Raw genomic sequence first — 23,884 nt, 5'->3', positions numbered from 1 at the left:
TTGCCTTGCAAGCGAGTAACTGAATGTTCAACAAGAATGCGGCGCAAGGGCGCCGTACAGCCGTGACGTTACCGGGACGGAACATCGGCGCCTTTCTCCCCGAGCACCTGCTCCACTTTGGTGATGTGCTGCTCCATTCGCGCCGAGGCTTCCTGCGGCTGCCGGGAGCGGACGGCGTCGAAAATGGCCTGATGCTCGCGCAGCAGACGCTCTGCCGATGAACGCTCGGCGTAGAACCAGAGCGCCCGCGTGTCTTTCATGCTGTCGTGCAGCTTCTGCGAAAGCGACGCCATCAGATCGGCCAGCACGGGATTGTGCGTGGCGGCGGCGATCTGCTCATGGAAGCGGACATCCGCCTGCTCGCTCAGCGCTTCGTCGCCGAGATGCTCCTCCATGCTGCGGAGGGTGCCCGAGAGCGCGGCGAGATCGGCCTCCGTCCGGCTGACGGCGGCTAGAGAGGCGCAGCCGGTCTCCAGCACCCGCCGGACTTCGAGGATGTGCCGCAGCGATTCGGCCCGGCCGACCCATTCCGGGCGCAGCAGGCCCGGGTGCGGGGGCTTGGAGGGAAGCGCCTTGACGAAGGTGCCGCCGCCCTGCCGGATATCGAGCAGGCCCATGGCCTTGAGGACGCTCAGCGCTTCGCGGATCGTGGAACGGCCCACGCCGTACTGTGCGGCAAGGTCCACGACGGAAGAGAGGCGGTCGCCGACGGCGAGCCGTCCTTCCTCCAGCTGCTTCCGGAGATCGTTCAACACCCATTCATGACTTTTAAGCGGCCGTCCGTTCGTATTTACATCCATTTGTTAAGCCCCCGTATTAAAAATTTTATTTTCCGGCTTCCGGTTGATTTATTTTAGTGTATACTTAATTGTAAAGAAAGTCATCAGATGACCTGATCTATTAATGAAAATTATTTCAAGTGTTAAATGGCTTCATTAAGAGCAATCGCATGGAAATGAAGACGTTTTCAGAGACGGACCGATTTAATAAAAGGGGTGCTGAATTTGCTGAACGAACAAGTCAGACAAAAATTGATCGCCATTGCGGGCGCGGAAGGGTTTAAAGACGATCCCCAGTCGCTCGTAACCCATTCCTACGACGGGACGCCGATGCTCCAGTCACTGCCCGACGGCGTCATTTATCCGGCAGATACCGCGCAGGTGTCGGCCATTATGAAGGTGCTCAGCGAACACCGGGTACCGCTTATCAGCCGCGGATCGGGTACGAATTTGTGCGGGGGAACCGTGCCTGTGCAGGGCGGGGTCGTGATGGTGATGCACCGGATGAACCGTATTTTGGAGGTGGATCTGGAAAATTTGACGGCGGTCGTGCAGCCGGGCTTGAATACGAAACAGTTTATCACCCATGTGGAGTCTTTGGGGCTTTTTTACCCGCCTGATCCCAGCTCCATGTCGATCTCCACGATCGGAGGCAACATTGCCGAGTGCTCGGGCGGGCTGCGCGGGCTGAAATACGGAACGACGAAGGATTACGTTATCGGTCTGGAGGCTGTGCTTCCGAACGGGGAAATTATCCGCACCGGCGGCAAGCTGATGAAAGACGTGGCCGGGTATGACCTTACGAAGCTGCTCGTCGGATCGGAAGGAACGCTGGCCGTTATAACGGAAGCGACCTTGAAGCTCATTCCGCCGCCGAAAGCGAAAAAGACGATGCTGGCGATGTACAAAGATTTGTATGGCGCGGCACGCACCGTTTCGAAAATTATCGAGAACCGGATCATCCCGGCCACGCTTGAATTTCTCGACAATCCGACCATCCGGGTGGTCGATGATTTCGCCAAGCTGGGGCTGCCTCTTGATATGGAAGCGATTCTGCTGATCGAGCAGGATGGCGACCCCGCCACGGTGGAGCGGGATATCGCGATGATCGAGAACATCTGCCGCGGCGAAAACGCGGACCGCATCGCCGTCGCGGCGGACGAAGAGGAAGCGCTGAAGCTGCTGACGGCAAGGCGCAGCGCGTTTACCGCGCTTGCAAGGCTGCGTCCGACGACGATATTGGAGGATGCGACCGTACCCCGCTCCAAAATCGCCGATATGGTGATGGAGATTAACCGGATCGCCAAGAAGCATGACGTAACCATCTGCACGTTCGGCCATGCGGGCGACGGAAACCTTCACCCGACGGCGACGACGGACGCGCGCGATCCGGAGGAGGTTCACCGGGTTGAGGCCGCTTTCGAGGAAATTTTCGAAGCGGCGATCCGGCTCGGGGGTACGATTACCGGGGAACACGGAGTCGGTCTCGTCAAAGCCCCTTTCCTGGAGTGGAAAGTAGGCGCGGCGGGCATTGAGGTCATGAAGGGGATCAAGCAGGCGTTCGATCCGCTTAATCTGCTCAATCCCGGCAAAGTTTTCGCCAAAGAATCACGCAAAAGGGTGGTGATCGACCGTGGCTGAGAAAGCAGCATGCACCACGAGCAATCCGCTGGCACAGAAGCTGAAGCTCCGCCTGGACGAGGACCAGCTGACGAACTGCATGCGCTGCGGCTTCTGCCTGCCTGCCTGCCCGACGTTCCGCGAAACGGGCATTGAGGCAGAGTCGCCCCGCGGACGCATCGCGCTCATGAAGGCGGTCGCGGACGGGATTATGGCGCCGGACGCCGCCTTCGAAGAGCAGATGAACCACTGCCTCGGCTGCCGGGCCTGCGAGCCTGCCTGCCCCGCTGACGTGAAGTACGGGCAGCTTATCGAGCAGGCGCGCGATGCGATCGAGGATCACACGGACAGTCACCGCGGCTGGGTGAAGCTTGCCCGCCGCACGGCTTTTAAGGCGGTATTCCCGAAGCAGAACCGGATGAAGCTGCTGGGCGGCGCGCTGGGATTCTATCAGCGCTCGGGGCTGCAGAAAATCACGAGGGCCAGCGGCATCATGAAGCTGTTCCCTGACCATATGAGGGAAATGGAACAGGTTCTGCCGGAGTCGTCCTCGCGGGGCGTGATCGAGCGGATCGGCGGCCGTCATGCGGCTGTCGGGGCCAAGATCGCGACCGTCGGGCTTTTCCGCGGCTGCCTGATGGACGTGATGTTCACGGAAACGAACGTCCATACGGTTGAGCTGCTTACGCAAGCGGGCTTCGAAGTGGTCATCCCCGACACGCAGAACTGCTGCGGCGCGCTTCACGCGCACAGCGGCGAGGCGGACGGGGCACGCTCGCTGGCCCGCGGCAACATCCGCGCCTTCCGGGAAGCCGGCGTGGATTATATCGTCTCCAACGCGGGCGGCTGCGGAGCCATCCTGACGGAGTACGACCATCTGCTGCATGAGGACGCGCAGTGGAAGGACGACGCGGCGTGGTTTGCCGCCCGCGTCAAGGACGTCAGCGACCTGCTCGTCAACTTCGGCCGGGTGCCGAAATTCGCCGAGCAGGGCTGGGCTATCGCGGCGGGCGGCCTGGGTGCTGCCGCGGCGGGTGCCTGCGCGGCTACCGGCAGCAACGGAGCTGCCGGAGCGGCAGGCGGAACAGCGCCGCAGGACGCGTTTGCGCATGCGCAGCCGTCTGCCGCGTCCGCTGGAACCGTGCCCCCTGCCGTCTCGGCGGCCGCGCCTTCCGTGCGCATCACGTACCAGGACTCCTGCCATCTGCGCAATGTGATGCGCTCCTCCGACGCTCCGCGGAAGCTTATGCGGCAGGTGGCGGGCGTCGAGTACGTGGAGATGTTCGAGGCCGACCGCTGCTGCGGATCGGCGGGCATCTATAATCTGACCCAGCCGGAAATGGCCAATCAGATATTGGATCACAAAATGGTCCATGCCAACGCCACGGACGCCGGATATCTGCTGACCAGCAATCCCGGCTGCCTGCTTCAAATGAAGCTGGGCAACGAACGTCATGGGGACGGCAGCATGAAGGTCATGCATGTCGTCGATTTTCTCCATGAGCGGATGCTCGGGGACAGATAAGGTTCCTGCAATTTTTTTGAAACCCTTCGCTTAACGGAAGGGTTTTTCTTTTATTTGTGCTGCGATTCGTTACCTGTTATCTTTGCCGAAATGCCGTCGGCACGCTTACTTATTAATGACGTGAATGATACAATGAACCCAACATCATGAATTACTGAGGGGAGAAATAAAGGTTGGCATACACCCGCGGGAACTGCCGACTTAGGCTGCTGCTTCAAAGGGCCGGGATGAAACAGGCTGAATTGGCACGGAGGACGGGCTATTCGAGGCATCAAATCTCCAACTGGGTCAACGATCGGGAGAAGATGTCTTTCGATGCGGCCGCCACAGTCGCTTTCACTCTTGACTGCCATATGGAGGAGCTTTACGAATTCCATGAAGGATGAGCCTATGTCGGCTCTTCTCCGGTTATTTTGTATAGACATAACTATACAAATCGTGTATGATCAGAGTGTTGTGAATCCCATTTATTGTAAAGTATCGGTGAATTAAGGCTTCATTTCAACCGGTATTTTTATGAAGGCGTCAAACGGATTGGCCCCTCAACTTTACCAAAATAGAATTGAAAACTGGAGGCTTGAAAGAATTGGAGAAAGCATTTCAAATGTGTGTCCTGCTTTTTAATCAAGCTAATGAATATCAGCTAACGGCAAAACTCTACGATTCCCTGGGATATAAAGGACAAGCCAAAAGGTACGCTCATAAAGCGGAAGCTTTTAATGAATCGGCTTATATCGTCCGGAGTTGTTTAGGGATCTCCTTTACGGATGTGATCGAAGCCGTATCTGCCGCCGAAGCTTGCCCGGATAATAAGGAAAGTTAAAAACATAACAAATATTTACAAAAGAATCATAAAGCGATTTCTAAATTATGGTTGACAAGGAAATTGAAAGCGCTTATAGTTTTAGTTAGGGATTAAAACGCAGCAGCTGCCGCATTACTCTGAAAATCGCAATTTCGTTAACGAATTTGTTGGGTCAGGTAAGGACAGCTGTTTTTTTACGGCCAAAAGTTAAAGCGCTTTAACTTTTATGTACCGGACTGTGGAGTGTGGTCTGGCCGATGCGTTCCGGGAGGTGGTGGCCCGCGCGAAAGGGCGGGGATGTTGCTGGTCCGATTCATACGCAGTGCAAATCAGAGAGGAGAATGAACGATGAAGAAAACATTACTGGGATTCACCGCATCCGCTTGTTTGTTATGCAGCCTGGTGGCCGCTCCGGTTATGGCGGGGGCTCAAGGTATACCGGCCGCATCCGCTTCGGAAGATACCCTGGTACAAAGTCAGGCTGTTAACGCAGTCGCGGCAGCCGCCCTAAAACCGTTCCCTCAGCATGTCTCGTATACGTCCGGCACGATCAAACCGAACAATTATACCCAGGCCCAGCTCGATCAACAGGTCAAAACGAAATATGACGAATGGAAATCGAGATACCTCGTCAAGCATCCGAAGATTTCAAACCAGTACTACGTATTTTATAATAAAGAAAAAATCGTAACGAAACCGAAGGACGTCGTTTCCTGCTCGGAAGGTCATGGATACGGCATGCTGATCACCGCTTATATGGCGGGTCACGATGCCGACGCCCAGACGTATTTCGACGGGCTTTACCGCTTCTATAAAGCTCACCCGAGTTCGATCGATCCGGCTCTGATGGCGTGGCAGCAGGCGAAGGATTCTTCAGGCAACATCGTGGACACCTCGGGCAGCGATGCGGCTACGGACGGCGATATGGATATCGCGTACGCGCTGCTGCTTGCCGACAAGCAGTGGGGCAGTTCGGGAACGGTCAACTACAAGAGCGAAGCCATGAAAATTATCAATGCCATCATGAAGCGTGAAGTGCACGCGAAGTATTTCCATCTCAAGATGGGCGATTGGGCCTCCGACAGCGATCCCGAGTACGGTCCGGGCACACGCGCGTCCGATTTTATGATGAATCATCTCAAGGCGTTTAAGGCCGCCACGGGCAATGCCAACTGGGATAAAGTGTCGGACACGACTTACAATGTGATCAATACGGTGTTCAAAAACAACTCCCCGAATACGGGGCTGCTTCCTGACTTCATCGTGCGCAAATCGGACGGCACTTACGCGCCGGCGCCGGAAGGTTACCTGGAGGAGCCGACCGACAACGACTACAGCTGGAACTCCTGCCGGACGCCTTGGCGGATCGCGACGGACTACCTCATAAGCGGGGATACCCGGGCGCTGAGCCAGGTCCGCAAAATGAACAGTTGGATCCAGTCCGCAACCGGAGGCAACCCGGCCAAGATCGCTTCGGGCTACGAGCTCAGCGGCAAGGTGATCGAAGCGGATCACGCGATCGCGTTCACCGCGCCTTTTGCCGTTAGTGCGATGGTGGATTCGTCCAACCAGGCGTGGCTGAACAAGGTGTGGAGCGATATCGTGAACTCGCCGACCTCCGACAGCTACTATTACGACAACAGCATCCGCGTGCTGAGCATGATTATGGTGTCCGGCAACTGGTGGACGCCTTAAACGATCAAAGAAAGATGCCCGATCCCGGGCATCTTTTTTATGTTTTTTTTACACCAGAGAAGAAGAATGAATGAAGAGAAACTTTTTTTGAAGAAACGGAGTCTGTAAGGATATGGGAATAAAAGAACGAAAGGGAGGGAGTCCAATGCTCCGCAATGTCCTGCCAGTTATGCTCTTGTTGGTCGTTCTGACGGGATGCGCAAGTAGTCCGGAACAGGAACAGTCAAAAGGTACTTTTACCGGATATGTGGTGCAAAAGGATACGAAGGCGAATCGGGCGCTGCTTGTGAGCGATACGGAAAATGGCTTATTGGGTAACGAAAAAGTTTATGATGCGAATTGGATAGCGGGAATTGCGGATCAAGTTAACGTAGGTGAGAAAGTTACGGTTGAGACTATAGGAGTTATCATGACGTCCTATCCGGGACAAACAAGCGGAACCTTCCTCTCTAAAGAAAAACCGGAGAAGCCTGAAGGCGCGGTTCTGGAGCCTGAGGAGGCGCTTCGAAAAGCGTTCGAGCTGGAAAAGACCCGCATCCCGATTGTGAAGAAAATCTCTCTGGACAATGAAAAGAAAGTTTGGAATGTGACTCTCTATGACAATAGCCTCTATAAGGATATCGAGGTTGTTATCGAGGATCGGGGATAGTTTGGAGGAAGTTTAATCCGACTCACTTCATCCGCTGGGACGACGCGCAAATTCGCGGCTTTGCTGGACACCGCCGTATAAACTTTATGAAACTTTTAGCTAACAAGGCTCAAAACGTATTGGAAACAATAACCTGACCCTTTATGATAGGTTTGTATCGTGAAAATTTCGTTCATAAGGGGATAACGAGGATGAAGAAAAAATTAGCGGCGGTACTTGCGGCAGCTTTGTTTGTGGTCCTGCCTCTCGGTTTGAGCGATCACGCGGCGGCAAAAGCGGCCAAGACTTACAAAAATTGCACGGAACTCAACAAAGACTATAAAGGCGGTGTCGCCCGTTCGGATTCGACCAAGAACAAAGGCGGCAAAACCAAGTACAAGCCTTACGTTTCCAAAGAACTCTACGACGCGAACAAGAAGCTGGACCGGGACAAAGACCAGATTGCCTGCGAGCGTTGATTAAGTGGAACCTTTCCGCGGGGAAGGGTTCTTTTTTATTTGATACAAGCCGGTTTTGGAATGAATGCGGATTATAGCTTGGAATCTTTCGCAGCCGAGTATCCGGTTAAGAATTCTTCAGCTTGCCGCCGCGGAGGCGGCACAATTCGGTGCTATTTGGAGTATGCGTCCCGCTCTCTGTCCAAAACGCCCCGGAATAGGGTAAAATCATAGGGACAACCGGTAAAGCCGGAAGAACGGGGGACCCGATTTTGAAAGTAGAAATGGATCTTTACAACGATTGGATTGAAACGGTGAAGGAAATATTTCGCGGTTCGGGAGCGCCTCTGCCGCAGGATTGGAGCGCCGAAGAGGTCGGCCGCGAGTATTACCTCCAGACTTCGCCGTCCGAAGAGGAAGCGGAGGAGCGCCGGAAGGCAAACGAGCAGAGGCTGACGGATATGCAGCGGACGCTGCTGGACAATATGGAGACGGTAGTCGTGCCCGATATCCGCGAGAAAACGGGCTATGGCGGCAGTCACTTCCGCTTCCGCTGGATTTATTCGCAAGGGGAGCATATCGTGGAAGAATGCTCGCAGTACCGCATCCCGCTGGGGCCTTCGACGGAGTAGGCGCCTGTGTTATTTATGCAGGCAAAAAAGTTTCGGACCGATATGGCGAATGTGCTTGACACCTCTTTCGAAGAGGTGTATATTTATCTTAAATTAAAGATATTTAAATTTGAGATATCAACGGAACGGCGGTGAACCGCATGCAAGAACAGGACAGCACTTTGGTAAATGAAGAAACCGACTTGGCGCTTAAATTGTTTGTCGTCCTTTCGAAAGCCCAGAAGGTCATTATGGACCGCTCGGTCAAGGATATGAAAAGACACGGTTTGTCTCCTTCGGAGTTCGCCATACTGGAGCTTTTGTACCATAAAGGAAAATTTCCGCTTCAGCAGATCGGAGACAAGATTCTTGTGACCAGCGGAAGCATCACCTACAACATCGACAAACTGGAGAAGAAAGAGCTTCTGAGACGCGTCTCGTGTCCGAGTGACCGCCGTGTGACTTATGCGGAGATTACGGAGCAGGGTACGGCGCTGTTTAACGATATTTTTCCCGAGCATGCCAAGGTTGTAAGAGCGAGCATGGGCGGATTGACGGCCGAAGAGAAGAAGCTGGCGATCGGGCTGATCAAAAAGCTGGGCACGGCGGCTCAAAAGCAGGTTTAAAAATTTTTTTGGCAACTATCTTAAAATTAAGATAATCAAATTTAAGATTTCATGTGGAGTTCATTCGGATGAGGGGAGCGGTTCTCATGATCAAAGTACATGGAGCGCTGGCGCGCATTACGAGAAATCACGGCTGGCTGTATACGAGCCACAGTTTTTCATTCGGCGGATATTTCGATCCGGGAAATACGGAGTTCGGGCCGCTGAGGGTGTTCAATGATGACCGGGTGCAGCCGTTGACAGGCTTCGGTTTCCATAAGCACGAGGAAATGGAGATTGTGACGGTGGTGCTCCGGGGAGAGCTTCAGCACGAAGACACGCTGGGCAACAAAACAATCATGCGTGCGGGAGAGGTCCAACGGATGACCGCAGGGACCGGCATCAAGCATTCCGAGACGAATCCTTCGGCTTCGGAAGAAGTGGAGCTGCTCCAGCTCTGGTTTACCCCGGATGAGGAAGGGCTGACCCCTTCCTATGAGCAGGCTTCCTACGACCTGGACACCCGGCGTAACGAATGGGTCCCCGTCGTAACGGGACGGTCGCGGGAAACCGCCGCAGGTGCCGACGGTGACGGGATGAAGCCGGCCCGCATCCATCAGGATATGACGCTCTATCTGGCCGAGCTGGAGCCGGGACATACGCTGACTTTCAGCCAGAAGCCGGGGAGACGGATGTACGTCTTCGTCATCGAAGGCTCAGCCACGGCGGACGGCGCTTACAAGCTCTCCCGCAGGGACGCGGCGCGCATTACGGAGCAAGAGCGGCTCGACCTGCATACGGAGACGGGAGCCCGTCTCATGCTGATCGACCTGCCGTAAGCGATCTTTTGTCCGGCATGATACCCGCAAAATAAGTCCCGGCGCGACCGACATACATTTCCCGCAAGCATCCGCTTGACGGTTGATATAGACGCAAACCTACCACTGCCGAAATAGAGGAGAGATTATCATGAAAGATTTCGAAACGGTATTAAAAGAACGCAGATCGGCCACCAAATTCGTGAAAGGTGTCGAGCTGCCGGATCAGGAACTGGATGCCATTTTCAGCCTGGTCAAATATACGCCGTCGGCTTTTAATTTGCAGCATGCGCATTACGTGGTCGTGAAGGATCCCGCGGTAAAGGAACGGGTATATGAGGCCGCTAACAAGCAATACAAGGTAAAAATGGCGTCGGCCGCGATTCTGGTGCTCGGTCATATGGACGCCCATCACGAGGCCGGTAAGATCAACGAAGGGCTGCTGAATCTGGGCGTGATCACCAAGCAGGAATATGATCAGACGATCCAAGCGGTCACGGCGTTCTACGAGGATAGAGGCGAAGCGTTCAAACGCGACGAAGCGATCCGCAACGCGAGCTTGTCGGCGATGACCTTCATGCTGGCCGCCAAAGACAGAGGGTGGGACACCTGCCCGATGATCGGCTTCGATCCGGACGCGATGCGCGAAGCGCTGAACATCCCGGACCGGTATGTACCGGCCCTGCTCATTGCCATAGGCAAGGAAGACGTTTCCGGCCAAAGGCCGCGGGGCTACCGCAAGCCGGTCGGCGAATTCGTAAGCAAGGACTCATTTTGAGAAGCTCCCGACTAATTTTCTCCTGTAAAGCCAACCTATATTAAAACCGAAGAGGTGCTGAATCATGACGAAAAAAACAGCAGGCATTCATCATATAACCGCTTTTGTAAAAGACGCGCAGGCGAACGTTGATTTTTACGCGGGTGTGCTCGGTCTTAGACTCGTGAAAAAAACAATCAACTTCGATGCGCCGGAAGTGTATCATCTGTATTTCGGAAATGAATCGGGAAGCCCGGGCACGGCTATTACATTCTTCCCTTGGGCAACGTCGCGCAAAGGCCGTATCGGAGGCGGACAGGTCGGCATCGTGACCTATGCGGTTCCCCAGGGAGCGCTGCCTTTCTGGAAAGAGCGGCTGCGGAAGCTGGATATTCCGTTCCAAGAGACGGAGCGTTTCGCGGAAACGTACATCCAGTTCCAGGATAAGGATGGCCTGGAGCTCGAGCTGGTGGAGCGCGCGGAAGGAGCGGAGAGCAAATGGACGTTCGGCGGCGTGCCTGCCGACAAAGCGATCAAAGGCTTCGGCGGCGCGGTACTGTACAGTCTGGTGCCGGAAAGCACGATGCATACCGTTGAGCATGTTATGGGGCTGACAAGAACCGCCGAGGAAGACGGCCTGGTCCGTTTCGTATCGGAAGGCGACATCGGCAACGTGGTGGATATCAAAAAAGACGTGGTGCCTCAAGGCTCGGGCGGATCGGGTACGGTCCATCATATCGCTTGGCGGGCCAAAGACTTCGAAGACCACGAGGACTGGAGAGATCATGTCCAGACGAACGGATTCGAGCCTACGCCGGTAATCGACCGCCAGTATTTTAACGCGATTTACTTCCGCGAGGCGGGCGGAATCTTGTTCGAAATCGCCACGGATCCTCCGGGCTTCACGCGCGACGAACCGTTCGAGGCGCTGGGCGAAGAGCTTGTGCTGCCGGAGTGGTATGAACCTCACCGGGCAACTATTCAGAAGGGACTTCCTCCTATCGAAGTCCGTGTATTGGAGGCGGATAAACAATGACGATGAAGCATGTGTATCGTGAAGGAAGCAATCCGGCGGCGCCTGTCCTGGTCCTTTTCCACGGGACGGGAGGAACCGAGCACGATCTGCTTCCGCTGGCCGAGCGCATCTCGCCGGAGTCTTCCGTGTTGAGCATCCGGGGCAACGTGCTCGAAAACGGGATGCCGCGCTTTTTCCGCAGGCTGGCGGAGGGCATATTCGACGAAGAAGATCTCGCATTCCGTACGGAGGAACTTTACTCGTTTCTGAACGAGGCGGCGGAACAGTACGGATTCGACCGCGGCAATCTCGTTGCCGTCGGCTACTCCAACGGGGCGAACATTGCGGGCAGCCTGCTTTTCCATTACAAGCAGGCTTTGAAAGGAGCGATCCTCCATCACCCGATGGTGCCCCGCAGAGGAATCGAGCTGCCGGATTCCGCGGGTCTGCCCGTTTTTATCGGAGCGGGCAAGAACGATCCGCTCTGCACGCCGGGCGAGACGGAAGAGCTCAAGAATCTGCTGGAATCGGCGGGCGCCGAAGTGGACATTCACTGGGAGAACTACGGGCACCAGCTGACGGGTTCGGAAGTTGGCGCCGCAGCACAGTGGTTTGCGGATCATTTTAAGGGCTGAGGCTGCGTGCGAGGCACGGATCAGGGTCCCGGCGTAACCGAAGAATCCTGCGGGCAGGAAGCGCCGCCTAATGGAACTGCCACGCCGGTGTCACAGTCCTGCCCCAGAAGCAGAGTCGGGCGGGAAAGGAGAGAGCGAATATGATTGAGATCGATCCGGAAAGCCAGAGCGAACGCGAGACGTATAAGCTGCTGATCGGGAGCATCATTCCCCGGCCGGTCGCGTTCGTGACGACGCTGTCCAAAGAAGGCGTCGTCAACGGGGCACCGTTCAGTTACTTCAATATCGTGGCGGCGAACCCGCCATTGATCTCCGTCTCCGTCCAGCGGAAGAACGGAGAGCCGAAGGATACGGCGCGCAACGCACGGGATCTGGGCGCGTTCGTCGTTCACATCAGCGACGAATCGTACATCGACGCGATCAATGCGACGGCGGCCGGGCTGCTGCCGGATGAGAGCGAGATCGAGCTTGCAGGACTGACGCTCGTCGAGAGCGGCAAAATCGCCGTGCCCGGCGTATCTGAAGCGAAGATCCGCATGGAGTGCGTGCTGGAGCGGTCGATCCCGCTCGGTGGCATCGAGTCGGCGCCGGCGTGCGATCTGCTGATCGGCCGCGTGGTTCGCTTCCACATCGCCGACGAGCTGTACAGCGGAGGGCGCATCGACCCGGCCGCGCTCCGTCCGGTCAGCCGGCTCGCCGGCAGCAGCTACAGCAAGCTCGGCGAGATTTTCTCGCTGGAGCGGCCGGAGTGAGCGGGGGTGGTGACGGCAGACGGGCGGCGGCGACAGCTAAGCGGTGACGGCTAGGGCGACAGGCGGCGGTAACACCCGTCGGTAACAGCCGCAACCAAGTCGCCGCGGGCCGCTTTAGACGGCCGAAGGAAATACCTCCGTTGGCTGCGACGCCACACTGCAAGCACGCTGGGAACTGTACGTGGATGAGAAGTTAGAGCGGGGTAAATCTTGTGGGAAAGCGCTGGCGGATATGTGCTCTATTGAAATGAAGTGTAGTTGGAGCCATTGGCCAGACGAAACTCTGTAGTTGAAAGGCTGACTTCCGCTCAGCTGGAGAAACAGTGATAGGAAAGGTAAAAAGCTGCGGTCTTTGCTGGGAAAACCGGAAAGGTCCGCAGCTTTTGTTTTGCACGGAACAGCGGAAGTACCATGCTCATCTGTAAAAGGTGAATTTAACCAAATTATAAGCGTGTGCGGGTGTCTATAACAGGTCGCATGTGTACGCAAATCTTGTTCATCTTTGACCTCGCAGAGGAGAGATGTTACGCAGCCTGCCGTTTAAAAGGATCATCCTGCTCCGGCTCCTTTCACGAAACGGTTAGTTGATGAGCTTCATCCTTAACAGCCTATGTTTATTGAGGCGGATAATCAAGTGCAATTCGGCATAAGTCCGGATTGCCTGCTGAACGTTACACGGATTTTTTTCTCTTGTGTTTAGAAAAGAGCGGGTTAAAGTGAGGTTGAAGCGCGGCTCCAACGCTTCCCCCGGAACGATTGCCTTCCCTCCGTGTATTTTCGTCCGGTCCGTCCCGGGCTATAATGGGGATAACGACTAGCGGATGCTTGAGGCGTTTGCGGCAGGGAGTGTTACATAGTGGGTACGAGGCTGATTCTGCACGGTATTTCAAAAAAACGGCACGACCGTCCCTCCGATTATTTGTTCCGGGATATCTCGGCGGAGGTGGGGGAAGGCGAGCGGGTTGCGGTGATCGGGACGTCGGGGCAGGGAAAAACGACGCTGCTCCGCATACTGGCCCGTCTCGACCGGCCGGATGAAGGGGAGCTCCAGCTTCATGGCAAAAACTCGGACGGCTGGAAGCCGCAGGAGTGGCGCCAAAAAATATGCTACGTCGCCCAGCAGCCGGTTATGCTGCCGGGCAGCGTGGAGGAGAATTTACAGACGGTGAGCAGGCTGCACGGAACCCCGTTCGACCGCGGACTCGCAGAGAGGTATATGGCCACGCTCGGCCTGGAGGGGCTGGACTGGGCGAAGCAGGGCGGAGATTTGTCCGGCGGCGAAAAGCAGCGGACGGCTCTCGTCCGGGCTATGCTCCTTCAGCCGGACGTGATGCTGCTCGACGAGGTAACGGCGTCGCTCGATCCCGGCAGCAAGAGGGCGGCTGAACGCCTGCTCGTCGATTGGTCGCAAAGCGGCGGCACGTCGCTTGTCTGGATTACGCATGATCTGGAACAGGCGGCTCAAACGAGCGATTTCGTATGGTTTATGGACGAAGGGCGGCTGATGGAGTCGGCGAAGACCGGAGAATTCTTCGGGGGGCCTTCGACCGAGCAGGCGCGTCGCTTTATCTCGCGTCTGGACCGGGAAAGGGAGGAGTGTTGATGTCCAATCTTGCGCTGGCCAGCACATTGGTGTTTGTGGCCGTGACGATTTTGCTGTCCATGAGGCAGAAGCTGGGGCTGGAGAAAGAAATTATCGTCGGCACGATACGTTCCGCCGTGCAGCTGTTGTTTGTCGGGTATGTGCTGCACATGGTGTTCGATGCCAAGAATCCGCTGTTTATGGTCTTGATCGTGGCGGCGATGATCGCGGTCGCTACCTGGAACGTGAGCAAGCGGGCCAAGGAGATTCCCGGCATTAAAACCCGGATCGCCCTGGCTTTGGCCTGCACGGAAGCCGTGACGATGTCGCTGCTCCTCGGTTTTGGCATCATCGAAGCGATTCCGCAGTTTATTATCCCGATCAGCGGGATTACCATAGGGAGCTCCATGATCGTGTCAGGCCTTTTTCTCAATGCGATGAAAAGGGAAATGGAAGCGGCCCGCGGAGAGATCGAGGCGCTGCTTGCCTTGGGCGCCACCGCGAAGCAGGCGATTCACGCTTCCATCAAGCGGTCGGTCCGCTCCGGCATGATTCCGACGATCGACGGCATGAAGACGACGGGACTCGTCCAGCTTCCGGGCATGATGACCGGCATGATTGCGGCCGGAGCCGACCCGGTGGAGGCGGTGCGCTATCAGATTCTGATCATGTTCGTGCTGTCTTCGGCCGCGGCGCTGACCGCCATGCTGCTCGGTTTGCTCAGCGCGCCGCTGTGGTTTACGGGAGACGGGCGGCTGCGGGTGCCGGACGCGAAAAAGCTGTAGAGGGGTAGTTCCGCCCTCTCCGCTGCTTCGGGCCTCTGCTCCCGGCTTCGGTAAATGCGAAGTCGACCGGAAACGTTTCTTCTTTGAAAAGGGGCGGCTGAGCCGGTTGATTATGCGGGAGTGAAGCCTCACAACGGCTCCGGTCGCATACAGCCCGGGCCGCAAAGCGTACGGACCACAAACATAAAAAGCGCCTTCCGCCGGTAGCCGACGGGTAGGCGCTTTTTTGCGCATGGGCGGGCAGCCCGGGAGGCGCCGGCAGAACCTGCTTTCGTGAGCATTGTGCCGGTGCCGTGACGGGACTGCCGCTGCGGCTTCAATCCGCCGGATGATCGAACAGCTTGCTGCGCAGAGCGGTTCCGAGCCGCTTGACGGGCGCGTGTCTGAAAGCGGGCCGCGCATCGACGGCACGTCGCCGTTTTGCCTCAGATTTCTGTTCTTCGCTCGATTTCGCAGCCTAAGCACATTTTTATCGAAGCCCATGTGGTGCAAGCCACCGCTATTTTGCCGATAGTACCGGCCATGATAAACTAGAACACGTACATACCGCTTCAACAGAAAGGGAGACGAGGATGATCAGATTTGCAGTCGTAGGAACGAACTGGATTACGGAAGAGCTCATTCATGCCGGTCGGGAATCGGAAGGCTTCCGGCTTACCGCGGTTTATTCCCGCACGGCGGAGCGCGCGCGGCAATTTGCGGACAAATTCGATATCCCGCATATATATACGAACCTGGAAGCCATGGCGCAAAGCGGCGAATTCGACGCGGTCTATATCGCCAGCCCCAATTCTTTTCACGCCGAGCAGGCCATTGTGCTGATGAAGGGCGGCAAGCATGTGCTGTGCGAGAAACCTATCGCTTCCAATACGCGGGAACTCCGCGCGATGATCGAGGCGGCGAAGGAGAACAAAGTGCTGCTGATGGAAGCTTTGAAATCCACGCTGCTTCCGAACTTCAAGGCCATCCGGGACAATCTTCACAAAATCGGTCCGGTACGCCGGTATTTCGGCAGTTACTGCCAGTATTCTTCGCGCTATGACGCGTACAAGCAGGGCACCGTGCTGAACGCGTTCAATCCCGTCTTTTCCAACGGGTCCATGATGGATCTCGGGGTATACTGCGTGCATCCGGCCGTACAGCTGTTCGGCAAACCGGACGCCGTCAAGGCGGGCGGCATGCTGCTGGAGTCGGGTGTGGACGGAGAGGGCAGCGTGCTGCTCAAGTACGGAGAGATGGACGCCGTTATCATGCATTCGAAAATTACGCATTCCTATCAGTCCTCGGAGATTCAGGGCGAGAACGGCACGATGGTGATCGACAAGATCAGCCAGCCGGAAAAAGTCGAAATTCGCTACAGGGACGGCTCCGTGGAGGATCTTACGCAGCCTCAGATCGCGCGGAACATGTATTACGAGGTTCAGGAATTTATCGACCTGATCCGGGACGGCAAGACGGAATCAGCCGTCAATTCCCACGAGGTTTCGCTGACCGCGATGGAAATTATGGACGAAGCCCGCAGGCAAATCGGGCTTGTGTTCCCAGCGGACGAGAAAACATCCGTGTGACAGAGCAGCTGTCTCAGGTACTGGTAATAAACCGGAATAACCACGGTCGCCGCGACCGTGGTTATTTGCTGCGGATTTGAGGCTCTCCCGTCAGGTTGACGAGACTGATCTTGCTGCCGTTTTTTTCAAACACACTCGGATCTGAGCCGGTCGTCCTCTTCCGGCCCTTCTTCTCAATCTCCTTCCGGCAACCGTCCGGCAGTCATTTTTCTCCTTGAGTTCCTTCAGGCGTCCCCCGAAAGCAAAGTCAAAATAATGCACATTTAGGTCAGAATCCGAATCGGTCCCGTCCGTCCGGCCATCGTATAGTGAAGGTACCATCAAGGTAGAGAGGTGCTTGAGTATGAAACTGGACAGCTCGAATGTGAGCAGGGCGGCCGCGTCGGCTCCCAAGAAGCCGTTTTGGAATCACCGGAGGAAAGAAGCGACGATAGGCTGGCTGTTTCTGTCCCCGGAGCTGATCGGCATTGTGCTGCTGTATTTATTCCCGGTCTTATTTTCCCTTTATATGAGCTTATGCGACTGGAACCTGCTGGGCGGGATGTCTTCCGTCAAATTCGTCGGTCTGCAAAACTATGTAGAAATGTTTCAAGACGATAAGGTTCTTGCCGCGATCAAAAACAACTTGATCTACACCGTTCTTACGGTACCGGTCGGCATGGCGCTGTCACTGGTGCTCGCGGTGCTGATTCACACGAAAGTGTACGCGCAGAGCTATTTTAAAGTGGCGTTTTTTATTCCGTACATTTCGTCGATCATCGCGGTCGGCGCGGTCTGGAGCGCTTTGTACCACCCTTCGCTGGGCCCGATTAACGGCTTTCTGAAAAGCATGGGGATCGACAATCCGCCGATGTGGCTGGCCGATCCGAAGTATGCCCTGCTGTCCATCGCGATTATCGCCATCTGGGCGGGACTGGGCTATCAGATCATTATTTATATGGCGGGCCTGTCCGGAATCCCGGACGATATGTACGAAGCCGCCAGCATTGACGGCGCGAGCTCCCTGCAGAAGTTTTATAAAATCACGATGCCGATGCTCGGCCCGACGAATACGTTTCTGTTTATCACGCTGCTGATGGGTTCGTTTAAGGTATTCGATCTGATCGCCTTCTTGACGAGCGGCGGACCCAATAACGCTTCCACGGTACTGGTGTACCGGATTTACGAAGAAGGCTTCCGCAACTTCCGGATGGGCTACGCTTCTTCGATTTCGTGGCTGCTGTTCGCCATCGTCGGCATTATCACTCTGATTTCCTGGCAGATTCAGAAGCGCCAGGTTCACTACGGATAGGAGGAAGCACGTATGAGTCTGCGCAAATTCGACTTCTGGAAATTGTTTAACACCGTGATTATCGGCCTGTTCTCCCTGTGCTTTCTCATTCCGCTCCTGTGGATGACCTCGGCGGCCATGAAATACGAGAAGGACGTCATGGTCTTCCCGATCCAGTGGATTCCACAGGCATGGAACGCGTTAGGGAACTTCAAGGCCGTCTGGGCCGGCACTGTCCCGTTTCACCTGTTTTATTTTAACTCCATCAAATTGGCGGTCATCGTGACGGCCTTGACGCTGATCATCTCCTCGATGGCCGCGTTCTCGTTCACGAAGCTGAACTTCCGGGGACGCAATATCGCGTTTACGCTGCTTCTGACCTTTATGATCGTGCCGGAGCAGGCGACGCTGATTCCCCGCTTCCTGCTGATCCGCTGGCTTGGCCTGTACGATACGCATCTGGCGCTGATCCTGATGATGATGTTCTCGATCTATTTCACATTCTTGCTGCGGCAGTTTATGATGAGCATACACAGCGACTTCATCGAAGCTGCCAAAATCGACGGCGCGGGTTACTTCCGCATCTACTGGCAGATTATGCTGCCGCTCTGCAAGCCGATTCTCGCCACGGTCGCGATCATCAAATTCATCTGGACGTGGAACGACTACCAGATGCCGCTTATTTTCCTGCTGGACAAGGAACTTTATCCGATTACGCTTGGTATTCAGCTCTTCAAGGACGATTATGCGGACAACTTCGCGGTACTCATGATGGCTTCTTTATCCGCCATTATCCCGCTGCTGGTTATTTTTATCGCCTTGCAAAAACATGTGATCAAGGGCATCGCCCTCGGCGGTGTGAAAGGATAGCGCCGGACGCGCAAAATCGTGCACAGAGTCAAAATTGTTCACAGAAGTAGTCAAATTGTTGCACAACGTTTGCCCAGCGCGGGGGCTATAATACCGATTGTAAAGGAAATAACATACAGGTTGAGGGGGAACAACACAATGAAAAAGGCGACGGCATGGGTACTTATCTGCGTCATGTTGGCCATTACGGTTCTCAGCGGCTGCGGCAAGTCCGAAGAAGGCTCCGCAGGCAAAGACAGTTCCGGCAAACCGGTCACCATCAAGTATTACAACTGGGATAACGAAACCCAGGCGCAATCGACCAAGAAATATATCGATCAATTCCAGGAAAAATATCCGAACATCAAAGTTCAGCATATTTCTCTGGTACCGGGGAACTCCCTGGAGTCTCTCAAAAAGCTCGACGTCCTGCTGACATCCGGCGAGAAAGTCGATGTCGTCATGTTCCCGAGCATCAGCGAGCTGGATACGCGTGTAGCCAACAAAGTGCTGGCTCCGCTGGATGAATTTTACGCTAAAGACAACGTGAAGCCGGAAGAAGAATACTTCGTCAATCCGAAGTTTGAAGGCAAATATTACGGCATCCAAAACAACATCACGACCAACTTCGTGCTTCTGAATAAAGACGCTCTGGATGAAGCGGGTCTGCCGGTTCCGAAACTGGGCTGGACGTGGGACGAGTTCCGCGAATACGCCAAGAAGCTGAACAAAGGCGAGGGCACGGAAAAACGCTACGGCGCTTACTTCCACAACTGGCCGATGTACGCCAACCCGGACGCGCAAATTTACATGCAGCATCCGTTCCTGACGGAAGAAGGCAAAACGAACTTCGACAGCTCGACCTACACCTATTTCTTCAATCTCCGCCGCGCGATGGAGAAGGAAGACAAAACGGCCAAGCCTTACGCGGACGTCATTGGCGCGAAACTGAACTACCGCGCGGAATTCTTTAACCAGAAAGCGGCTATGCTGCTGTCCGGTTCCTGGATGATCAGCGAAATCGGGGATACGCAAAAATTCCCGCATACGTTCAAAACGGCCGTCGCGCCGGTACCGGTTCAAAAGAAAGGCGATTCGACCGATATGTTCATGGGGGGCAACTACATGTCCGTAGGTGCAAGCTCCGAGCATAAACAGGAAGCCTACCAGTTCATGCGCTTCATGTCCACGAACCTGACGGACGCGCGCGCCGAGCTTCCGGGCTGGAAGAAAGGCGATGCCAAGCCGCTTGCGGAACGTCTGATCGGCCAGAACAAGGACCTGTACGATGTGGATTCCCTGATGTACACGCTATTCGGTGCAGGCATTAAGGCCCTGCCGCCATCCAAGAACAGCATTTCTTACGCGGCTGCTCTGGACAAAATCCTGACCGACGGATTCAGCATGTTCATTCTGGACAACAAGAAAGTGGAAGACGTTCAGAAATGGATGGTAGACGAAGCGAACAAGGTCATCGAGAAAAATAAAAAGTAATTCAAGGACGATTATGCGGCAAAGACCTCCTGAACTGGGGGTTTTTGCCGTAGCTCGTTTTTGGACGTTCTTGGTATAGTGAAAAAAACGCCCGGTACGAAAACGCTTGCGAAGGTCCGGACAGAGGAGGAGCGTCATGCTGCAGAGTTCGTTTTACCGCAAAATTCAATTTTCGTTCCTGATCTTCATCCTGCTGCCGATCGTGACCGTATCCTCGCTCGCTTACATCACGATCAAACGGACCACCATGGATAAAATGGAAGCGGCGAACCAGTCGATTTTGCAGCTGATGACCAAGGACATCGAGAAGCTGCTGGACGACATCTCTTTCGCTTCGCATTTCTACGTGCAAAACGTGGAGATCCGGGATAACCTTCGCGAAATTCAAGGCATGACCGGTATTCATACCTTTGACGATTTCAACAAGTACACCAAAATCCGCAACAGTTACGATCAAGTGTCGATTAATGCTTTGAACAAGTATGTGCGGCTGTTCCTGGTTAACGATACGGGCTTTATCGTGCCGTATATGGACGTGGGGAGCGGGCAGACGCTGCCGGAGATGGAGAGCGACTGGAAGACGGTCAAGCCGCGGATTGTGCTGGACAACCCGACCAGTATCCAATGGCTCGGAACGGTTGCGGGATCGGGTCCGGACAAGGATACGTATTATTACTTGTCACGGGTCATCCGGGACACGGATAACGGAGGCCTGCTCGGGACGCTGATGATCGGCATTTCCAGCACGTACTTCGATCCGTACTTTTCGTCGTCGACTTCCGGCCAGTTTACGCTTTTCGAGAAGAACGGGCAGCGCATCGCGGGCAATGCCTCCATCGCTTATACGGAGCAGGAGCTTCCGAGAAAACAGGGGGAGCAGAATATCCGCAGCGAGGCGGTCATCGCCCAGGGCAACTGGAAGCTGGTGTACGAGACGCCGGAGAAAACGGCAACGGGACAAATTACGCAAACGTTCTTTGTCAGCGCCATGGCCGTAGCGGTGTTTATTATCATGTTCCTGATGCTGTCCTTCTTCCTGGCGCGCAGTCTCCACCGCCCGATCCGCAAGCTTCAGCGGATTGCCCATCAGTTCGGGGAAGGGAACCGCAGCATTCGCTTCCCGGATAAAGGCAGGGACGAAATCAGCGATCTCGGCCGCTCCTTTAACTCGATGCTCGACGAGATCAACGGGCTTATCGCCGGCATCGAAACCGAGCAGGAGCAGAAGCGCGTGCTGGAGCTTCAGGCCTTGTTCGCCCAGATCCGGCCGCATTTTCTTCTCAATACGCTGAATTCGATCAAATGCAGCCTGTACGTGTCGGATGATAAGCTGCACGGGCGGATGATCGATTCGCTGAGCAGTCTGCTCCGCGCTTATATGAAAGTGAACGAGCCGTCCACGCTGCGCAGCGAGAGCGTGCTCTTGAAGCATTACCTGGAGATCATGAACATGAGAAACGATCTCGCGCTGGAGCTTTCCGTCCGGATTCCGGCCGAGCTCGAGAGACAGCCGATGCCGATGCTGCTGCTCCAGCCGATCGTCGAGAACGCGGTGGTGCACGGCTTCGTCGACAAGGAGGAGGGCGGTTCCATTGCGCTCACGGCAGAACGCGCGGAAGACCGGATTGTGATCTGCATCTCCGATAACGGCAGAGGAATGACGGACGGGCAGCTCCGGGAGTTGCAGGCCGTGCTAAGCCAAGACCCGGACCAGCAGTCCTCGTACCGCCGGGTCGGCCTGCTTAACGTGCTGCAGCGTATGCGGCTGACCTACGGCATGTCGGCGGAGATGGGAATGGAGCGAAGCGAAAGCGGGGGCGTGACAGTGCGGCTGTCATTCCCGATTCAACCTTTGGAGGGGGAGAGCCATGTATAACGTCATGCTGATCGACGACGATGTGCCGATGCTGAAATATTTGCACAAGCTGATTGACTGGGAAGCGTGCGGTCTTCACGTAGCCGGAGAAACTTACTCCAGCGTGCGGGCGCTGCAAATGTTCAAGGAGCTGTTGCCCGACATTGTCGTGACCGATATCGGCCTGCCGCAGATGAACGGGCTGGAGCTTGCCGCCCAGTTCTCCAGTATCAAGCCGGGAGTCCGGATTATTTTTCTGACCTGCCACGAGGATTTTCATTATGCCAAACAAGCGCTGCTGCTTAACGCCGACGATTATCTCATCAAGGACGAGCTGACGGAAGACCAGCTTCTCCGAAGCTTGAAGCAGTCCGTGGGACGGATTCAGCAGTCCGTCGTCAGTCTGGAGCAGGTGTCTTACCGGGAGGACGTAAACCGCAACCGGGATCTGCTGAAGGAATCTCTGTTTCAGCGGCTGATCAAGGGAACGGAGGCGGACGGCCTGCTCGGATACGCCGAGCGTCTCGGAGTGGAATGGAAGCATCCGGCTTACGCGCTGCTGCTTGGGCACTTGTCTCTTGCCGGGCTTCCCGAAAAATACGCGAGCCGGGACATGCCGCTTCTGCGCTACGGCGTTTACAACATCGCGTGCGAGGTGGCCCAGACGTACGAAGGCGTCACGGTTTTCAACACGGGCGATTTTCTCGTCATTCTGCTCAATTACCGGCCTGGGCTGACGTTTAACGAAAAGCAGTACCTGCACGATTACACGGCCGATCTGCGGGACAAGTGCGACCGGTTTCTGCATGTGGGCCTGCGGTTTTTAACCAGCCCGGCAAGGCTGGAACTGTCTTCGGCCGGCCCGACCTTCCGGAGCATGGTCAAGAACCGGTACCGCTTCTATTACGCGGACTCGGGGTATGCCGCGCCGAAGTTCGACGACGGGTCGGAGGTGTACTATTTGCCCGCGGAAGGGCTGTTCGGGCAGGAGCTGGAAGACATAGGCGCGGCCGCGGCCCATCGCGACCATGCGCTGCTGGAGGGGGCGATCGAGCGCATCCGCCGGACGGCGTGCGGCAAGCTGGCCGATCCCGAGGAGCTGAACCGGCTGTGCGTCCGGAAGGCCCGCCAGCTGATTATTCAGCAGGCCCGGCCCGGCGCGGACACGGAGGAAGACGAATGGATTCCGTATCTGCAGACGGCAATGCACGTCGATGATGCGCTCGCCGTCTTCGGCTGGATGATTCAGCGGCTCATGATCGGAGCCGATACGGGGGCCGCCCCTGCCGTGAAAGAGCCGAAGCTGCAGGTGATCGACGATTACATTTACCGGCACCTGGGAGAGAACGTGAGCTCGATCGACGTGGCGGAGCACCTGTTCATGAATCCGAGTTATTTCTCCCGGTACTTCAAACGCCTGACGGGGGAGAGCTTCACCGATTACGCGCACCGGTACAAGGTGAAAATCGCCTGCAAGGCGCTTCAGATGTCGGAAGACCCGGTGGAGCTGATTGCCGCCAAGCTTGGCTATTCGGACCGGACTTATTTTTCCAAAGTGTTTAAAAAGTACACCGGCCGGACGCCGCGAGAGTATCGGGAGAGATAACCCGGTGCTCTTTTTTTTGTGTAAAAAAGACCGTTCGTCGGCTTGTGAGAGACCCGCGGGCATGCTGCGGAACCGGCGGCGGTGCCTTAACGGGGCTGCGGCCCTAGCCTCGAATTTCCGTGCACAGGGGGCTTCGTCTGCGGGACCCCAGGTCAAAATAGTGCACATCCCT

General features: G+C 55.7%; 23 protein-coding genes. 22 read left to right on the top strand and 1 reads right to left on the bottom strand.

Annotation, left to right across the window (positions count from 1 at the left end):
- Nucleotides 1–68 precede the first annotated feature (68 nt).
- Nucleotides 69–800 (bottom strand): FadR/GntR family transcriptional regulator, encoded by a 732-nt coding sequence (locus AC2TF6_RS24150; protein ID WP_491308849.1) that lies wholly within the window; start codon nt 798–800, stop codon nt 69–71.
- A 204-nt stretch (nt 801–1,004) separates the two neighbouring features.
- On the opposite strand from AC2TF6_RS24150, the gene AC2TF6_RS24145 reads away from it, so the two are divergent.
- From AC2TF6_RS24145 to AC2TF6_RS24040, 22 genes are all read left to right on the top strand, one after another.
- Nucleotides 1,005–2,420: an FAD-linked oxidase C-terminal domain-containing protein gene (locus tag AC2TF6_RS24145; protein WP_491308848.1), complete on the top strand. Its 1,416-nt coding sequence runs from the start codon at nt 1,005–1,007 to the stop codon at nt 2,418–2,420.
- Nucleotides 2,413–3,924, top strand: a complete 1,512-nt coding sequence (locus AC2TF6_RS24140) for a (Fe-S)-binding protein (protein ID WP_491308847.1) — start codon at nt 2,413–2,415, stop codon at nt 3,922–3,924. Before AC2TF6_RS24145 ends, AC2TF6_RS24140 begins: the two co-directional genes overlap by 8 nt.
- Before the next feature lie 173 nt (nt 3,925–4,097).
- Nucleotides 4,098–4,310, top strand: a complete 213-nt coding sequence (locus AC2TF6_RS24135) for a helix-turn-helix domain-containing protein (protein WP_016423834.1) — start codon at nt 4,098–4,100, stop codon at nt 4,308–4,310.
- Nucleotides 4,311–4,510: 200 nt separating this feature from the next.
- The gene (locus tag AC2TF6_RS24130; RefSeq protein ID WP_491308846.1) at nt 4,511–4,747 is read left to right on the top strand and encodes a hypothetical protein; all 237 of its coding nucleotides are present in this window, start codon (nt 4,511–4,513) and stop codon (nt 4,745–4,747) included.
- Between the two features lie 330 nt (nt 4,748–5,077).
- A complete protein-coding gene (locus tag AC2TF6_RS24125) occupies nt 5,078–6,424 on the top strand; it encodes a family 8 glycosyl hydrolase (protein WP_491308845.1) in 1,347 nt (448 codons plus the stop codon).
- Nucleotides 6,425–6,569: 145 nt separating this feature from the next.
- Nucleotides 6,570–7,073, top strand: a complete 504-nt coding sequence (locus tag AC2TF6_RS24120) for a DUF3221 domain-containing protein (protein ID WP_491308844.1) — start codon at nt 6,570–6,572, stop codon at nt 7,071–7,073.
- 191 nt (nt 7,074–7,264) lie between these two features.
- Nucleotides 7,265–7,531, top strand: coding sequence for an excalibur calcium-binding domain-containing protein (locus AC2TF6_RS24115; protein ID WP_491308843.1), 267 nt, complete (start codon nt 7,265–7,267; stop codon nt 7,529–7,531).
- Between the two features lie 251 nt (nt 7,532–7,782).
- Nucleotides 7,783–8,142: a hypothetical protein gene (locus AC2TF6_RS24110; protein ID WP_491308842.1), complete on the top strand. Its 360-nt coding sequence runs from the start codon at nt 7,783–7,785 to the stop codon at nt 8,140–8,142.
- Between the two features lie 140 nt (nt 8,143–8,282).
- Nucleotides 8,283–8,747: a MarR family winged helix-turn-helix transcriptional regulator gene (locus AC2TF6_RS24105; protein WP_491308841.1), complete on the top strand. Its 465-nt coding sequence runs from the start codon at nt 8,283–8,285 to the stop codon at nt 8,745–8,747.
- Between the two features lie 86 nt (nt 8,748–8,833).
- Nucleotides 8,834–9,565, top strand: coding sequence for a pirin family protein (locus tag AC2TF6_RS24100; RefSeq protein ID WP_491308840.1), 732 nt, complete (start codon nt 8,834–8,836; stop codon nt 9,563–9,565).
- Between the two features lie 130 nt (nt 9,566–9,695).
- A complete protein-coding gene (locus tag AC2TF6_RS24095) occupies nt 9,696–10,322 on the top strand; it encodes a nitroreductase family protein (RefSeq protein ID WP_491308839.1) in 627 nt (208 codons plus the stop codon).
- A gap of 64 nt (nt 10,323–10,386) precedes the next feature.
- Nucleotides 10,387–11,337, top strand: coding sequence for a ring-cleaving dioxygenase (locus AC2TF6_RS24090; protein ID WP_491308838.1), 951 nt, complete (start codon nt 10,387–10,389; stop codon nt 11,335–11,337).
- 2 nt (nt 11,338–11,339) lie between these two features.
- Nucleotides 11,340–11,951: an alpha/beta hydrolase gene (locus AC2TF6_RS24085; RefSeq protein WP_491311710.1), complete on the top strand. Its 612-nt coding sequence runs from the start codon at nt 11,340–11,342 to the stop codon at nt 11,949–11,951.
- A gap of 140 nt (nt 11,952–12,091) precedes the next feature.
- Complete coding sequence (locus tag AC2TF6_RS24080; RefSeq protein WP_491308837.1) at nt 12,092–12,703, top strand: flavin reductase family protein; 612 nt, start codon at nt 12,092–12,094, stop codon at nt 12,701–12,703.
- A gap of 856 nt (nt 12,704–13,559) precedes the next feature.
- Nucleotides 13,560–14,306 (top strand): ABC transporter ATP-binding protein, encoded by a 747-nt coding sequence (locus AC2TF6_RS24075; RefSeq protein ID WP_491308836.1) that lies wholly within the window; start codon nt 13,560–13,562, stop codon nt 14,304–14,306.
- Nucleotides 14,306–15,070, top strand: coding sequence for an ABC transporter permease (locus tag AC2TF6_RS24070; RefSeq protein WP_491308835.1), 765 nt, complete (start codon nt 14,306–14,308; stop codon nt 15,068–15,070). Before AC2TF6_RS24075 ends, AC2TF6_RS24070 begins: the two co-directional genes overlap by 1 nt.
- Before the next feature lie 572 nt (nt 15,071–15,642).
- On the top strand, nt 15,643–16,638 hold the full coding sequence (locus AC2TF6_RS24065; protein ID WP_491308834.1) for a Gfo/Idh/MocA family protein: 996 nt from the start codon (nt 15,643–15,645) through the stop codon (nt 16,636–16,638).
- Nucleotides 16,639–16,981: 343 nt separating this feature from the next.
- Nucleotides 16,982–17,929 (top strand): carbohydrate ABC transporter permease, encoded by a 948-nt coding sequence (locus AC2TF6_RS24060; protein ID WP_009672143.1) that lies wholly within the window; start codon nt 16,982–16,984, stop codon nt 17,927–17,929.
- 12 nt (nt 17,930–17,941) lie between these two features.
- A complete protein-coding gene (locus tag AC2TF6_RS24055; RefSeq protein ID WP_491308833.1) occupies nt 17,942–18,778 on the top strand; it encodes a carbohydrate ABC transporter permease in 837 nt (278 codons plus the stop codon).
- A gap of 138 nt (nt 18,779–18,916) precedes the next feature.
- A complete protein-coding gene (locus AC2TF6_RS24050; RefSeq protein WP_491308832.1) occupies nt 18,917–20,251 on the top strand; it encodes an ABC transporter substrate-binding protein in 1,335 nt (444 codons plus the stop codon).
- Nucleotides 20,252–20,387: 136 nt separating this feature from the next.
- A complete protein-coding gene (locus AC2TF6_RS24045; protein ID WP_491308831.1) occupies nt 20,388–22,127 on the top strand; it encodes a sensor histidine kinase in 1,740 nt (579 codons plus the stop codon).
- On the top strand, nt 22,120–23,712 hold the full coding sequence (locus AC2TF6_RS24040) for a response regulator transcription factor (protein WP_491308830.1): 1,593 nt from the start codon (nt 22,120–22,122) through the stop codon (nt 23,710–23,712). Before AC2TF6_RS24045 ends, AC2TF6_RS24040 begins: the two co-directional genes overlap by 8 nt.
- Nucleotides 23,713–23,884: the final 172 nt, after the last annotated feature.

The sequence above is a fragment of the Paenibacillus sp. JNUCC 35 genome, from assembly GCF_058269095.1.
The sequence above is the reverse complement of the archived record's forward strand: the minus strand, read 5'-3'. Positions and strand labels throughout refer to the sequence as shown.